We start from the raw sequence: 2,180 nt of genomic DNA, 5'->3' as shown, positions 1-2,180 counted from the left end.
TGTGTTGGCAGGCCCCGTCGACCTGGCCCAGGGAGGGCGAGGCTTTGTCGGGCGCATTCCCGTCTTTGTGCCGACGGCGGGCGGCGGCAGCCGATTCTGGGGCATCCTCTCCGCTGTCATCGATGTCGATCAGCTTTACGCGGCGAGCGGCTTGAATGACCCCGGGATTGATATTGATGTCGCCCTGACGGGGACCGACGCGCTTGGCGGTGGCGGCAAAAAATTCTTCGGGGGAGACAATGTCCTCGCCGGCAAGCCGGTGTCGGCCGATGTGCAACTGCCTTCGGGCTCCTGGCTGATTTCGGCTATACCGAAGGGAGGCTGGCCGGCCATTCCGAACAATGCGTGGATGTTGCGGGGGCTCATAGCCTTTGCCGGCGCGCTGGTGGTGCTGCCGATCCTGGTGGCCGGGCGACTGTTCGGCGAACGACAGAAAAACTATGCCGAGCTCAGACGTCTGTCTGGCCGCCTTGAGTTGGCCCTGGAAGCTTCTGGAATTGGCGTGTGGGAGCACGACCTGGCCACAAAAGAACTGCTATGGGACGACCGCGTCAACCAGATCTACGGCAAGCCAGCCGATGGCAAACCGCGCGGTTATGAAGACTGGGCGATGGCTATTCATCCCGAAGATTTCGACAGGGCGCGCCAGGAGTTCGACGCGGCCGCCGAGAGGGAGGGACCGTATTCTTCGCAATACCGAGTCCTGCTAGCGGACGGTACCACGCGCCACGTGCGCACGCGCGCAGCCTTCTTCCAGGACATCGGCGGCACGCCGAAGATGATCGGCGCCGAGTGGGACGTCACCAGCGACGTGCTGCTCAATGAGACGCTCATTCGAGAGCGCCAACTGTCGGAATCGAAAAATGCCGAACTCAAGGTCGCAAAGGCGCATGTAGAGCATGTTGCGCTGCACGACCCGCTGACCGGCCTGCCCAACCGCCGCTATCTCGATGAGTTGCTTGCCGAAAAAAGCGTAACGGGGACCCGCACAGCGCTGCTGCATCTGGACCTCGACCGCTTCAAGCAGATCAACGATACACTCGGCCACGCAGCCGGTGACGCCATGCTGGTGCACGCCTCCAAGGTCATCAAGGTCAACACGGGTCCCGGTGATTTTGTTGCACGCATCGGCGGTGATGAGTTCGTCGTGGTGAGCCATGGACGTGATGACAAGCAACTTTCCGCGCTCGGCGACCGCATCATCACGCAGATGCGCCGACCGGTCGATTTTCAGGGCAACCCGTGCCGGTTCGGGGTGAGCATCGGAATTGCCGCCGGAACCGACGCCAAGCAACTGCTCGTCAACGCCGACCTCGCTCTTTACCGGGCGAAAGGAAGCGGTCGCAACCGACACGAATTCTTTGACGAAGAGCTGCAAAGCGAGATCGTGCGGACCAAGCAAATTGCCGACGAAATCCTGGGCGGGTTGGAGCGCGCCGAATTCACAACATACTATCAGCCGCAGTTCGACGCCAGGACACTTGAGATCGTCGGGGTCGAGGCGTTGTCGCGTTGGAAGCATCCCGAACGCGGCATCCTGGCCCCACAAAGCTATCTCAAAGTGGCCGAAGAACTCAACGTCGTGGCAATCATCGATCGCGCTGTCCTGGAACAGGCGCTTGAGAGTTTCGACCAATGGTCGAACAGCGGTCTCAAGATCCCGCACGTCTCGGTCAATGTCTCCGCCAAGCGGTTGGAGGACAAGGATCTGATCGATGGCTTGCGCAAGCTTGCCATCAGGAAGGGCACGGTGTCGTTTGAGCTGGTTGAGTCCATCTTCCTCGATGAGAATGACGACCTGGTCACCTGGAACCTGGAGCACATTAAGGAACTCGGCATCGACATCGAAATCGATGACTTCGGCACCGGCCATGCCTCGATCGTGTCCCTGCTCAAGCTGCAGCCGCGCCGGCTCAAGATCGACCGCCAACTGATCACGCCCGTCACCCAGTCGATCCCGCAGCGTCAGCTGGTCTCGTCGATCATTGAGATCGGCAAATCGCTCGGCATCGAAGTCATTGCCGAGGGTGTCGAGACGAATGATCACGCGCGCATCCTGAAGGAGCTTGGTTGCGATATTCTGCAGGGCTATGTTTTTGGCCGCCCAATGGACGCCAAGGCCTTCACGGCGTTTGCCCAATCGCGCAAATGGTTGGCCGTGGGGTAAGGTCATGCCTCGC

Annotated in this window: 1 protein-coding gene; it reads left to right on the top strand. The window is 60.5% G+C overall.

The window, feature by feature from the left end:
* The first annotated feature begins 1 nt into the window (after position 1).
* Positions 2 to 2,167 (top strand): EAL domain-containing protein, encoded by a 2,166-nt coding sequence (locus EN991_RS33470; RefSeq protein WP_245461147.1) that lies wholly within the window; start codon positions 2 to 4, stop codon positions 2,165 to 2,167.
* Positions 2,168 to 2,180: the final 13 nt, after the last annotated feature.

It is taken from the genome of Mesorhizobium sp. M7A.F.Ca.US.005.03.2.1, from assembly GCF_003997795.1.
Lineage (GTDB): Bacteria > Pseudomonadota > Alphaproteobacteria > Rhizobiales > Rhizobiaceae > Mesorhizobium > Mesorhizobium ciceri.
The sequence above is the reverse complement of the archived record's forward strand: the minus strand, read 5'-3'. Positions and strand labels throughout refer to the sequence as shown.